Annotated in this window: 10 protein-coding genes; 5 read left to right on the top strand and 5 right to left on the bottom strand. The window is 73.7% G+C overall.

What is annotated here, in order from left to right; all coding sequences use genetic code 11:
- Positions 1-90: 90 nt before the first annotated feature.
- Positions 91-219, top strand: a complete 129-nt coding sequence (locus tag ACFQ80_RS21830; protein ID WP_430565118.1) for a hypothetical protein — start codon at positions 91-93, stop codon at positions 217-219.
- A gap of 82 nt (positions 220-301) precedes the next feature.
- Here the strand turns inward: ACFQ80_RS21830 and ACFQ80_RS21825 are convergent, their stop codons facing one another.
- Complete coding sequence (locus ACFQ80_RS21825) at positions 302-3,469, bottom strand: Ig-like domain-containing protein (RefSeq protein WP_430565117.1); 3,168 nt, start codon at positions 3,467-3,469, stop codon at positions 302-304.
- 258 nt (positions 3,470-3,727) lie between these two features.
- On the opposite strand from ACFQ80_RS21825, the gene ACFQ80_RS21820 reads away from it, so the two are divergent.
- Both ACFQ80_RS21820 and ACFQ80_RS21815 read left to right on the top strand, forming a co-directional pair.
- The gene (locus ACFQ80_RS21820; RefSeq protein WP_430565116.1) at positions 3,728-6,328 is read left to right on the top strand and encodes a LuxR C-terminal-related transcriptional regulator; all 2,601 of its coding nucleotides are present in this window, start codon (positions 3,728-3,730) and stop codon (positions 6,326-6,328) included.
- A gap of 53 nt (positions 6,329-6,381) precedes the next feature.
- A complete protein-coding gene (locus ACFQ80_RS21815) occupies positions 6,382-6,804 on the top strand; it encodes a hypothetical protein (protein WP_430549601.1) in 423 nt (140 codons plus the stop codon).
- A 2-nt stretch (positions 6,805-6,806) separates the two neighbouring features.
- Here ACFQ80_RS21815 and ACFQ80_RS21810 read toward each other — a convergent pair whose 3' ends face one another.
- Entirely contained in the window at positions 6,807-7,463 is a 657-nt protein-coding gene (locus ACFQ80_RS21810) for a dihydrofolate reductase family protein (RefSeq protein ID WP_430565115.1), read from the bottom strand.
- Positions 7,464-7,597: 134 nt separating this feature from the next.
- Between ACFQ80_RS21810 and ACFQ80_RS21805 the strand changes: the two genes are divergently transcribed.
- Positions 7,598-8,077, top strand: coding sequence for an HNH endonuclease (locus ACFQ80_RS21805; protein WP_430549599.1), 480 nt, complete (start codon positions 7,598-7,600; stop codon positions 8,075-8,077).
- Between the two features lie 33 nt (positions 8,078-8,110).
- Here ACFQ80_RS21805 and ACFQ80_RS21800 read toward each other — a convergent pair whose 3' ends face one another.
- On the bottom strand, positions 8,111-9,103 hold the full coding sequence (locus ACFQ80_RS21800; protein WP_430565114.1) for a hypothetical protein: 993 nt from the start codon (positions 9,101-9,103) through the stop codon (positions 8,111-8,113).
- A 172-nt stretch (positions 9,104-9,275) separates the two neighbouring features.
- Here ACFQ80_RS21800 and ACFQ80_RS21795 point away from each other — a divergent pair, with 172 nt between their 5' ends.
- Complete coding sequence (locus tag ACFQ80_RS21795) at positions 9,276-9,641, top strand: DoxX family protein (RefSeq protein ID WP_430549597.1); 366 nt, start codon at positions 9,276-9,278, stop codon at positions 9,639-9,641.
- 27 nt (positions 9,642-9,668) lie between these two features.
- On the opposite strand, the gene ACFQ80_RS21790 is transcribed toward ACFQ80_RS21795, so the two are convergent.
- Positions 9,669-10,958, bottom strand: a complete 1,290-nt coding sequence (locus tag ACFQ80_RS21790) for a YeeE/YedE family protein (RefSeq protein WP_430565113.1) — start codon at positions 10,956-10,958, stop codon at positions 9,669-9,671.
- Between the two features lie 106 nt (positions 10,959-11,064).
- Positions 11,065-11,429, bottom strand: a 365-nt coding sequence (locus tag ACFQ80_RS21785) for a DUF779 domain-containing protein (protein WP_430565112.1), incomplete at its 5' end; no start/stop codon positions are given.

The raw sequence follows: 11,429 nt of genomic DNA, 5'->3' as shown, positions 1-11,429 counted from the left end.
CCTTCTGAGCGCTCAGAACGTGCGCCACCGCATGCTCGGCAGCGGGGGGGTGGTGTGGCCTGTGGATCACCACGGCGGGCGGCCTCTCCGGTGCGGCAGGGTGACGGCGCATGGAACCGCGACCTGCGCGAGCAGGCCGACGCCCAGGGCGTGCGGCTGCGCGGGTTCTTCGTCGCGGCGGGCGGCCAGGTGCGGCCGCTGGCGCTCGACGACGCCTGAGCAGCACGAAGCCCCCGCCACGGTCTCCCGTGGCGGGGGCTTCGCGGATGGGTCTCAGCCGATGGGCTCAGATCCCCGAGGGTCACGCCTCGGTGTGGCCCTTGCGGCGCCGGATGCCCAGGGCCGCCAGGCCCGAGGCGAGCAGCGCACCGACCAGGGCCAGCAGGCCCCCGGTGTCCATGCCGGTCCGCGGCAGCGTCCCGCTGGTGCCGGTGGTCGCGTCCTGCGAGCCGGAGCCCACCACACCGGACTCCACTGCACCGGAGCCGCCGTCCGAGCCGCCCGAACCGAGACCCGAGCCGGCGAGCGATCCGACCGTGCCGGCGCTCGATCCGTCCGTGCCACCGGCGCTACCAGCACCGTCGGTGCCGTTGGTGCCGTTCTCACCGTCAGCGCCGTTGGTGCCGTCGGTGCCGTCGGTGCCGTCGTCACCACCCGGAACCTTCGCCCGGGTGACCTCGATGGTCACCGAGTCGTCGACCACCTCGCCCGTCGAGTCGACGGCCGTGGCCGTCACCTCGTACGAACCCACCGGCAGGTCACGGAACAGGGCGTCGTAGGTCGTCGCCTGTGCCGCGGCCCGGGCGACCGGGCTGTCGGTCTCGGCGACCTTCAGGCTCTGCACGAACTGCTCGCCGGAGTCCCGTACCGCCGTGATGGTCACGGACTGGATCCCGTGGGACCCCTTGGTGAGGGCCGAGCCGACCTGCACCGCGTCGTCCGTGGTGAACGTCGTGCCGTGGCTCGGGGTGGTGATCTGGATCTGCGGGGCCACGTACCCGATCGCCGCGTACGCACCCGAGGCCGTACCGGTGAACTTCTGCACCTGGCGGCCGTCGCGGACCACGCGGGTCATGTCGACCGTCACGTCACCCGCCTCGACGCCGCGGATCCCCGTCAGCAGCTTCTGCCAGGGCACCTCCTCGCCGGCGCGGACCAAGCCGAGGTCGATCGTCGTGCCGTCCGGAAGTCTCAGCACGGCCTTGACCGCACCCGAGCTCGTGTTGGTGAACGTGCCCGCGAGGATGACCTCGCCGTGCGCGTCCAGCGACGACTCCGCGACCACCGTGCCGGTCACCTTGACCGCGTGGCCCGACTCGTAGGGGGCCTTGGCCGTGACGCGCTGCCCCATCGGCTTGTTGCCCACCGACGCGACCACGTCGATCGTCCCGGCGGAGACCCAGGCCTTGCCCGAGTCGAACGAGTACTCCAGCACGTCGCCGTTCTTGACGCCCTTCACCACCTTGTCCCGACCGAACGGGTTGACGATGACGACGGTGGCGCCGTCCGGGCCGGTGTAGGTGACGGTGCCCTCCACGGACACGGTCTCCTTGCCCTCGTTCGCGACGACCTTCGCACTCGCCGCGAGGGTCGCCTTCGCGACGACCTCGAGCTTCGCAGACCTGGACTTCACCGTGCCGCCACGGACGTCCGTCACCGAAGCGACGACGTCGTACCTGCCCGGCTCCAGGCCCGTCGGAGTCGTGACCGAGAAGCCGCCCTTGGTGATGTTCGCAGTCAGGGTCGCGACGACGACGCCGCCCCGCGACAGGGTGACGGTCGCCTGGGTCCGGGGCTTCACGTCCCCGGACACCGAGCCGGTGATCACGGTGGAGCTGCCCTCGAACACCTGGCCACCGTTCACGGAGACCTGGGGCGCCGTGTACTTCTTGACCTCGAACGGCGTGCTCTTGGCCGACGACTCGTTGCCCTTGACGTCGACCGCCGTGACGGACACGGTGTGCTTGCCGGCCGAGAGGCCATCCTTGGTCAGGGTCCATGCACCGCCGCTGACAGCGACCTTCTGCGACTTGCCACGGTCGATGCTCACCAGGACGTGGTCCACGGCGTGGGAGCCCTGGATGACCGTGCCCGAGAAGGTGACCTTCTCGTCGGTCCAGTGCACGCCGTCCGCACCGTCCGAGGTCACGACGGGGCTGCCGGCCGTGGGCCTCACCAGCTTCGACACCACGAGCGTCCCGGTGTCGACGGCCTGCGTGCCGACGACCTTCGCCGTGACGGTCCAGGTACCCGCGCTCAGGCCGGAGGCCTGGACCGACCAGGAGCCGTCCGCCCCGACCTTGGGCTGGAGGGTCTTGGGCGAGGATCCCGCCTTCGACAGGACGACGGTCACGCCCCTGCCGTCCCGGCCCTGCGTCGAGGTGCCGGAGATGGTGGCGGTGTCACCCTCGGTGATCTCCGCGATCTTGCCGATCTCGATCGCGGACTTCTCGACCTTCAGGATCTCGAACGCGACCTGCTGAGTCGACCTCTGCCCGTCCTTGCCGGTCGCCGTGATCGTGCCGGAGTACGTGCCCGCCTGCAGCTTGCCCAGGCTCGCCTTGTAGGTGGAGGAGCCGTAGGACGCCGTCATCGGGTACGACGTGTCGTTCAGCTGGAGCGTCACGCTGCTGATGGCCGACGAGCCCTTGGTCACGTTCGCGGAGACCGTGATGGACTCGTCCGTGTAGTGGCCGCCGTCGTTCGAGCTGGTCGACGTCACGCTGGGCGCGCCGAGCGTCGGCGGGACCTGCACCGCGTTGACCTTGACAGTGCCGGTGTCCTGGCCGATCGGGACCCACACGAGGAGCGCGCTCTGGTAAGTCACGGCCTTCAGCGTGTACGTGCCCGCCTTGAGCGTGCCGAAGTCGGCGGACCAGTTCTTCGAGTTGACCTCCTTGGACTTGCCGTTCACCGTCACGACGGTCTTGAAGCCGAGCCCGGCCCGAGTGGTCGTCCCGGTGACGACGACCGACCTTCCCTCCTCGACCGTCACGCTGCTGACGGAGACGGAGGCAGAGACCCGGGCTTCCTTCTCCTGGGTCTGGGGGTCCTCGGTCTTCTGCGAGCTGGAGCGCTGGGCCTTCTGCTCGGTCGCGCCGCTGTCGGCCGCCGAGCCCTCGTCCGCGCCGGTGGCCGGGCTCTCGGAGCTCTCGGACGTCTCAGCGCCGTCTCCGGGATCGTCAGCGCCCGACGAGGCGGGCGCCTCAGAGCCGTCTCCGGAAACGTCCGATCCGGCCGAGTCCTCGGATCCGGCCGAGTCGTCGGAGCCGGCCGAGTCGTCGGAGCCGGCGCCGTCTTCCGTCGACGTCGCGACGACGTCGTCCTGCGTGACGCCCTCGTCGGCCTGCGCCGGGATGCTCCCGAGCGCGGCGCCGGAGAGCGCGATGCTTGCTGCGACGAACGAGCTTCCCGCCGCACGTGCCATGCGCCGGCCGTTGCGGACCGGACGCGTCGTTCTGTTCGACATGGTGTTCTCTTCCTGTCCTGCGAGGGCTCTCCCTCGCGACGTCTGTGGCGGCCTGCTGCCCTCGCGTTCGGGGTCGCGGCCTCGAATCGATTCAAGGCGCCGATGCGCGATGCACGACCGGTTGCTCGCAGCACGTGCCTCGATGGCCACCTGGTCGTGCGCCGAGCGACGCCGCCGTGCGCCGTGGGGCCGACTCGTGCAGGCCGGGCGTGCGAGCCTCCCCGCGCCGTGCCGTGCCGCCGCGGCTAGCGTGTGGCCGTGGCCACCGGACCCGAACTGCTGCACCGGGGGATGCGCGACGGCATCGTCAGACAGCTGCAGGCGGGCACGAGCGTCGAGATCGTGGGCCTGCCGGGCTCGGGCCGCAGCACTCTCGCCGGCGCGGTCGCCGCCGCGCTGGAGGACGCCGGCTGGACGGTGCTGCGCGTCTACGGGGTCCGTGTGCTCCAGAACCGCCCGCTCGAGGTGCTCGCCCTCGCCGGTCTGGTCCCCCGCTCGGACGCGCGCAGCAGCTCTGCCGTGGCCGTGGCGTCCGCGCAGCTCGAGGCAGCGCTCGCGCCGCACCGCGCGGTCCTCGTCATCGACGACGTCGACGCGATCGACGAGACGTCGGCGGGTGTCGTCGCGGCGACGCACGCGCGCCACGCGTTCCCGATCCTGACGACCTCACGCCCCCGCCGCGGCGCGCACCTCATTCCCGGGGTCGACCTCCAGCCGGCGACCCGGGTCACCCTGTCGGCCCTCGGCCTGGACGCGCTGCAGGACCTCGTCGCCGGCGTGCTGCCCGGCTCCGTGTCCGCGTCGCTCACGGGAAGGCTGTTCACCATGTCGGGCGGCCTGCCGCGGCTCGCGCTGGCGATGCTGTCGATCGCCCAGCGGCGAGGCGACGTGCGGCAGGATCACGGGACCTGGCACCTCGACGGCGACCTGTTCTCGCTCGAGCTGGCACCTGCGCTCGAGCCTTTCCTCGACGGGCTCGGCGCCCACGCCCGCTCCGCGATCGAGACTCTCGCGGTCGCCGGCACGCTGCCGGTCGCCACTGCTCGAGATCTCACGTCCACGGAAGCCCTGGCGGAGCTCGAGGCAGCCGGCCTGCTCCGGTACGGGACCCGGGGCGAGGATCTCGTCGTCGGCCTCTTCCCGCACGCCGTCGCCGAGTACCTCCGCCACGTCCTGCCCCGCATCCGCCGCTTCGAGCTCGACGAGCGGCTGGGGGCCGTGCGTCCCGAGGGCCGCCCGGCCCCGATAGACCGCCCGCTGCCGGTGCGCCTCCCGCTCCCCTCGACCCTCGTCGACCCGTTCCTCTCGGGCGAGGGACCTGAGGAGGCGGGCACGGTGCTCAACCGGCTCTTCGCCGAGGAGTGGTACCGCTCGACGCTCACCCGCCGGCACGAGTGGGAGGCGGGCCCGTCGCCGAAGACGGCGATCCCCTACATCCGCACGCTGGTGATCGGGGCTGCGGACTCCGCCTCCGTCCACGCCGTCATCGACGCGACGCCCCCGGGCGACGACCCGGTCTGGCGCACCCGATGGACCATCTGGTGCGCGAACGTCGCGGCCGAGGTGGACGACGACCTGTCGGGCGCTCTCGCGACCCTCGCCGTGGCGCGGGCGACGGCGGGCGACCTCGCGCCGTGGCTCGAGGCCGAGGAGCGCCGGCTGCGGATCCTGCACGACCGGGTGCCCTTCGGCGCCCAGGAGCTGGACGCCCCAGCGGTGCCCGAGGTGGCACGCCAGACGGTGGAGCGGGTCGAGACCCAGCGCCGGCTCGCGTCCGCCGACGCGGACGGGGCGCTCGCCTGGGACGCGGCGTCGGCCCCTGGTCAGGACGTCGAGCAGACCGTGTGGTCCGGCGTCGTCCGCGGGGTCGCCCTCGTCGCGGCCGGCCGGCACGACGAGGCCCTGAAGGTCTCGCGGGCCCTCCTCGAACGAGGTCGGGCCGAGCTGGACCCCGACGTGATCCACGGGCACGGCTACGTGGTGTCGCTTGCCCTCTTCCTGGGCGCGCGCATGAGCGAGCTGCACACCCATCTCGGGACGGTGCTCTCCACGGGGCTGCGTCCCACGCTGCACCGGCAGTTCGAGGCCGGGAACCGGTCGGTCGCGGCAGCTCTCGCCGCCATGGAAGGGCGGAGGGAGTCCGCGAGCGTGCTCGTGCAGCAGGCCTACCAACAGCACGGCACGCTCGGCCCCTACCCCTTCACGACGCCCACCTGGGCGGCGGGGCTGCTGGACACCCGGGCTCACGGCGAGTCCACCGATTCCCGCCGTCGTGCCGCGGACGACCTGTGGGCGGAGGCCCAGACCTTGTTCGGCCGCGGAGCGATCCTGGCGGGCAGCGTCGCCGGGAGCCTCGCCGTGGACTTCGCCGTGGACGCCGAGCGGCTCGCCACCCTCGACTCGCTGCGCTCCTCGACGAGCTCCGGTCTGGTGTCGGCGCTGGTGCAGCTCGCGCACGCGTCGGACGCGACCGCGGAGGAGGCCTTCGACATCGGACGCCAGCTCGTCACCGAAGGGCAGGTCCTCCTCGGCGCCCGCGCCTTCGCGCACGCCGCCGGCCGCGTGCAGGACACCGGGGACGCGACCGCAGTGCGCCGGACCCTCGCCGAGGCCCGCGAGCTGGTGCGCAGGCACGGGGGCGAGCCCGGGGCGATCGTGCGGCCGGTGGACCGCGCCGTGGGGCTCACGCCCCGCGAGCGGCAGCTCGCCTCGCTCGTCTCCGCCGGCACCTCGAACGAGGAGATCGCGCGCCAGCTGCACCTCAGCGTCCGCACCGTGCAGAACACGCTCGGCCGGGTCGTCGCGAAGCTCGGCGTGGACAGCCGCAACGAGCTCACCCCGGACCTGCTGGGCACCTGAGCCTGTGGATAACGGCAGCGGAGCCCTCGTCGGCTCCGGCAGGGTGGCCAGGCATGGACACCATCACCCCGTTCCGCCCGGGCGACGAGGTCGCCGACGACGCCGAGCTGCTGGAGCTCGCCCACTTCCTCGCGGGAGGCGTCCACCCCCGGGGGCGCACGCTCACCGTGACCTGGCTCGACGCCGACGACCGGCTCCTCGGCCTCGCCCTGCCGATCGAGGACGTTCCGCTGCGCCCCGACGCCGCGGCCCTCGTCGGTCTGGGCACCGTGCTGCGCAGCGTCGTCGACGACGAGGCGCCCGGCGGCTGCGCCGTCGTCGTGCTGGAGCGCCCTGGCGACGCGACGCTCACCGTCGACGACCGCGCCTGGAACCGCGACCTGCGCGAGCAGGCCGACGCCCAGGGCGTGCGGCTGCGCGGGTTCTTCGTCGCCGCCGGCGGCCAGGTGCGGCCGCTGGCGCTCGACGACGCGTGACCTCAGTCCTCGACGCGGACCGACTGGCTGCCGTCGACGACGTCGGCGGTGCCGTGCCGCAGCGGCCGCGGCTCGAGCTCCAGGAACACCAGCCCGCTGTCGCCGATGCGCGACCGCGTGACGGCGAACCCGGAGGGCGTGGCCCCGTCGTCGAACAGGCGCGCGCCGGAGCCGACGACGACGGGCGCGACGACGAGGCGCCAGACGTCGACGAGCCCCAGGACGTGCAGGGTGCTCGCGAGACGCGCGCTGCCGTGCACCTGCAGCTCGCCGTCGCGCCCGTCCTTGAGGGCCTGCACCTGGGCGGCCAGCGAGGCGTCGCCGGCGGGGTCGATGACGGTCGTCCCCGCCCACGCCGGGTCGCGCAGGGTCGAGGACACGACATAGCGCGGCCCGGCGTCAATGCGGGCGGCGAGGGCGTCGTCCGGGTCGGTGACCTGCCCCCACGACGCCCAGAACATGTCGTAGGTGGTGCGGCCGAGCAGGAAGGCGTCGACCTCGGCGAACCAGCCGTCCACGACCTCCCCGAACACCGGGTCCGTGGTGAACGGGACGAACCAGCCGCCCTCGGTGAAGCCGCCGCGGGTGTCCTCCTCGGGCCCGCCCGGACCCTGCACCACCCCGTCGAGCGACGTGAAGATGTTGACGCTGAGCCGCATGGGATCCTCCGTCATCGACCACCCGGCCGGCCTTTGCCCTGGACTTCCGCGCCTCGGCGGCATACTTTCACCTCGGCAGCATGCTGTGACCGGATTCACACACGCTACCGGACCGACGAGGAGGGAGCCGGGCCGTGGCCGACGTGCTGGTGCTCAACGCGGGCTACGAGCCCCTGCACCGCGTGTCGGTCAAGCACGCCATCACGATGCTGGTCCGCGAGGTCGCGGTCGTCGAGGAGGCGGTCGAGGGCCACCGTTTCGGCCCGTACCCGATGCCCCGCGTGCTGCGCCTGGTGCGGTACGTCGCGATGCGCTGGCGGTACCGCAGCGCCGGCCGACCGGCGGTCACCAAGGACGGCGTGAAGCGTCGCGACGGGGCGTGCGCCTACTGCGGCGGCCCGGCGGAGACCGTGGACCACGTGATCCCCCGCTCCCGCGGTGGCGACTCGTCGTGGCTGAACCTCGTCGCCGCGTGCGAGGCGTGCAACGGGCGCAAGGCCGACCGCACACCGCTGGAGGCCGGCATGCCGCTGCTGCTCGCGCCGTTCGTCCCGCCCGCGGAGCACGGGATCGTGCGCCGTCGACGGCGCACCGCCGTGACCGCGGCGGCCTGACGCCCCGGCACCAGCCGGGGCGTCGGCGGGCCGTCAGGCGGCGGGGGCGTCGTCCGGCAGGTCCGGCACCACCGTGAGCGACCCGGTGGCGGGCAGCGCGTTCGCACCGCCGTGGTCCGCCGGGGTGAGGGCACGGGACGCGATGACGCTGCTCGCGAAGTTCGCATGGCACTCGGTGCAGTACCACTCGGGCGTGGGCACGGGCACCTCGAAGCCGCCGTACACGACGTCCGGCTCGGCGTTCATCACGTCGTCCTGGAACGTCATGCCCCACACGATCCGCTTGGTCTTGCCGCGCGCGCCGCAGCCCGGGCACTGGGGCCGCATCCGCGCGCGCTGCGACGCCACGGTGTGCGCGTGCAGCAGGTCGTGGCACTGCCCGCACAGCAGGTGCACGTCGCGCACGAGCTGCTCGAGGGTGCGCCCGCCGGCAGTGGTGGTGCCGAGGCGGACGGCGCCGTCGTCGTGGGCCTGCATGCGGTGCACGTCGACGAACCGCTCGCAGGTGGCGCAGCGCTCCTCGCGGCGCATCGACCAGCCCGTCACCGCCCGGTGGCCGAGGATGCGCAGGGCGTGCACGTCGGGCGCGGTGGCGCCGGCTCCGCAGTCGCCCGGGTCCAGCGTGTGGACGGGCCCGCCCCGGAACTGGTCCGCGACACCGTCGAGCACGAGGCGCGCGTGCTCGGGCGGCAGCCAGCCGGACGTGCCCGTGTAGGTGTCGGCGCCCTCGAACAGGTCGGCCCAGACGATCGGCCGGTCCGGGCCGAACAGGTCGTCGCTCACCCAGCTCTCGCCGTCGCTGGCGCCCATGAGCTCGACGGCGGCGACCACACCGGCATCGCCGAGCACCGTGACGACCACGTCCCCGCGCTGCGGACCGTCCGGGCCGGCCGGCAGCCGGTGCTCGGGCGAGCGGGTCGCGATCGCGACGGACTCCGTCAGCCAGTCGGCCGACCAGTGCAGGAACACGGACGGCACGAGCCACGCGGGCAGCGCCGACAGGGAGGGGAGGGTCTCTCGGGTCACCGGGAGAACATATCGGGCGCCGACCCTCCGACACCACGGGCATGGTCGTTCCGGTCGCGACGTCCCCGCGCTAGGTTCCCAGCAGGCACGACGGCGTCGCCGCTCCGCACCGTGCACGACACCAGGCACCGCCGCCGCCCCGCCGACGAGCTTCTGCCGCGAGGAGGCACGGATGAACATCGGACTGTGGGTCGCCGCCGGGCTGCTGGCCCTGCTCTACCTGGCGGTGGGCTTCGTCAAGCTGACCCGCGGCCGCGAGCGCCTGCGCGCGTCCATGGGGTGGGTGGAGGACTTCCCGGTCGTCGTGGTGCGCTTCATCGGCCTGGCGGAGATCGCCGGCGCGCTGGGCCTGATCCTCCCCCTGGCCGCCGACGTCCAGCCGTGGCTCACCGCGACCGCCGCGACCTGCCTCGTCGTGCTGCAGGCGTTGGCGATCTCGGTGCACGTCCGCCGTGGCGAGCTGGCGCAGCTGTGGGTCAACGTGCTCCTGCTGCTCGCCGCGGCGTTCGTGGCCGTGGGGCGGTTCGCCGGCTGGTAGGAGCCGTGCGCCGCCGGGCCCCGGCCGTCAGCAAACACTGTCGCGCGGCGCCGGCACCCCGAGACCGAACAGGGGCCGCAGGCGGAGCCCCACCCAGGTGCCGAGGAGCGCGACCGCGCCCCAGATCCAGCCGTGCGCCGACCCGGACGCGATGCCGGCGAGATAGGCGCCGATGTTGCAGCCACCGGCGATGCGCGCGCCGATCCCCATCGCGATGCCGCCCAGGACCGCGCCGAGCGCCAGCCGGGCGGGCACGCGGGTGTGCAGCTTCCACACGCCGGCCGCGGACGCCGCGAGCGCCGCGCCCACGATGATGCCGATGTCGGTCAGGCTCGTCTTGTCGGTGAGCACCGGGCCGGCGAGCGCAGCGGCCTGCGGCTCCGGCTGGAAGTAGGCCCAGGCCTCGGGGTTGCCGCCGAGCAGCCCCACGAGCTTCGAGCCCCACAGCGCGAACGCGCTGGTGATGCCCCACGCACCCCCGGAGACGAGCATCACCAGCCCGCCCAGCACGGCGAGCACGAGGGCGCCCACGACCAGCGGCCACGACCCGCGCACGACGCGCGCCCACGGCGTGCGGGCGGACGGGACGGCACCCTCGGGCGGCGGCGTGCGGCGGGCCTGCACGACGCGCGACGCGGCCCACACCAGCGACAGCAGCGCCAGCGTGACGGCCAGGGAGCCGGCCCACGCCCAGCCGCTGCCGCCGAACCAGTCCGCGAACAGCACCGGCTCGAGCGCGGGCAGGTCCTGCCAGAGCGGCGCCTGCCAGGCGGCGAGCGTCGACCCGACGACGAACCCGCCGAGCGTGAGCACGATCGACGTCTGCCCCGAGCCGACGGCGAACAGCGTGCCGGACGCGCACGCGCCCCCGACCTGCATCCCGACCGCGAAAAGGAACGAGCCGAGCAGCAGGCCCACGCCGATGGTCCCGGCGCTGGGCGCGGGCACCGAGCCGAACAGCCCGGCGCCGGAGCCGATGAGCAGGGCGAACAGCACCGCCGTCGCGCCGAGCAGCACGGTGTGCGCGCGCAGCCCGGCGCCGTTCCCGACGGCCACGAGGCGCCGCCACGCGGACGTGAAGCCGAACCGCGAGTGGAAGAGCGCCGTGCCCAGGCCGATGCCCAGGAGGAGCAGCACGGCGGGCTTGACGCCGTGCTGCGCCGCGGTCCAGGCCACGAGCGCGACGCCGACGACGGCACTCACGGCCAGCGGGACCCGGAACACGGGCGGCGCCGGGGGCGCGGCCGGGGCGGGCACGCTGGTCGGGGCGGGCGCGCGCAGGGAGCGCTGCGGACGGACGGGGGCGGCGGTGGTCACGACGGATTCCTCGGGACGGGGGTGCGGACGGTCGGACCGTACCCCTCGGCAACCGTCGGTCTCTAGGTCCGGGCCGCGCCGTCCCACATCATGGGACCGCCCGCGCTCAGCGCAGCGCTCCCCACTCGGCGTCGGTGAGCAGCCGCGACCGGATGAGGAACCGCACGCCCTCCGGCGCCTCCACGCTGAACCCTGCGCCGCGGCCGGGGACGACGTCGATCGTCAGGTGCGTGTGCCGCCAGTACTCGAACTGCGCGCGGCTCATCCAGACCGGCACGGCGAAGGTCTCCCCCGTCGCGCCGGGCTCGTCCGCCGGCCCGTCGGTCACGGCGAGGTCCCCGAGGTGCACGTCCGCGTCCCCGAGGAGGAAGTCGCCGTCGGGGTAGCACATGGGGCTGGAGCCGTCGCAGCAGCCACCGGACTGGTGGAACATCAGCTCGCCGTGCTGGCGCCGCAGCCGGGCGAGGAGCC

The organism is Isoptericola sp. NPDC056578, assembly GCF_042793275.1.
Classification (GTDB): domain Bacteria; phylum Actinomycetota; class Actinomycetes; order Actinomycetales; family Cellulomonadaceae; genus Isoptericola.
The sequence above is the reverse complement of the archived record's forward strand: the minus strand, read 5'-3'. Positions and strand labels throughout refer to the sequence as shown.

Coding starts and splice junctions, on each gene's coding strand:
- ACFQ80_RS21795 (WP_430549597.1), top strand. CDS start 9,276: ATGAACATCGGACTGTGGGTCGCCGCCGGGCTGCTGGCCCTGCTCTAC.
- ACFQ80_RS21815 (WP_430549601.1), top strand. CDS start 6,382: ATGGACACCATCACCCCGTTCCGCCCGGGCGACGAGGTCGCCGACGAC.
- ACFQ80_RS21825 (WP_430565117.1), bottom strand. CDS start 3,469: ATGTCGAACAGAACGACGCGTCCGGTCCGCAACGGCCGGCGCATGGCA.
- ACFQ80_RS21810 (WP_430565115.1), bottom strand. CDS start 7,463: ATGCGGCTCAGCGTCAACATCTTCACGTCGCTCGACGGGGTGGTGCAG.